Origin of the sequence: Pseudomonas parasichuanensis (assembly GCF_021601385.1) — a bacterium.
In the GTDB taxonomy this organism is placed as follows: domain Bacteria; phylum Pseudomonadota; class Gammaproteobacteria; order Pseudomonadales; family Pseudomonadaceae; genus Aquipseudomonas; species Aquipseudomonas parasichuanensis.
Window position 1 is genome coordinate 1 of the sequence record NZ_BQHO01000078.1, and the last position, 878, is coordinate 878.

1 protein-coding gene is annotated in these 878 nt (G+C 56.3%); it reads left to right on the forward strand.

All coding sequences use genetic code 11. From position 1 onward, the window contains the following. Nucleotides 1–78: 78 nt before the first annotated feature. Nucleotides 79–878: IS110 family RNA-guided transposase (locus L6D77_RS27020; protein ID WP_232885670.1), on the forward strand; the 800-nt coding region annotated here is incomplete at its 3' end.

Here is an 878-nt window from a genome sequence, read left to right on the forward strand (position 1 = left end):
ATAATGAAATGGCTACCCCCGCCCCGCTCTGTGTCAGCCCTCTAAGCTTTCACAGGGTGCCTATCGGAGTGTAACGCCATGAACACTGTCGCCATCGTCGCCATCGATCTGGGAAAGCTGAGCTTTCATATTCACGCTCAGGATGATCACGGCCGTGAGCTCTATCACCGTAAGTTCAACCGTGAAACGCTCATACGCCACCTCGCTAGCCTCGCACCGTGCACCGTGGTGATGGAGGCCTGTGGTGGCTCTCATTTCATGGCCCGAGAGGTCACCAGGCTGGGTCATACACCCAAGCTTATTCCTGCCCAGTTCGTTCGCCCTTACGTAAAGAGCAACAAGAACGACTTCGCTGATGCCGCCGCGATTGGTGAGGCAGCAACCCGTGACCAGATGCGATTCGTGCAGCCCAAAACTGAAGCCCAGCAGGCGCTGGCGATGCTCAATTCGCTGCGTGACAGCTTCATCAAGGACCGTACCGCCACAATGAACCGTATCCACGCGTATTTGCTGGAAGTGGGGATCAGTTTGTCGCCCAGCTTCAAAGCGGTCCGTGAACTCCCCATCTTGCTGGACGACAGCACATTCTCACCGCTGATCAAAAAGCTGTTGATGGACCTGCATGCCCACTTCAGCTATCTCGACGATCGGATCAAGGCGCTGGACAAAGAAGTGCATTGCCAGGCCGCTAGCGATGATCTTGCTTCGCGTTTGATGTCAATACCCTGTATTGGCCCGATCACCGCTACCGCCCTGGCTGCGGAACTGGGTGACGGCAAGCAGTTCCGTTGTGGACGAGATTACTCAGCCTCCATAGGCCTGGTTCCCAGGCAACATACAACGGGCGGCAAACCTTGCTTGGGGCGAATCAGCAAGCG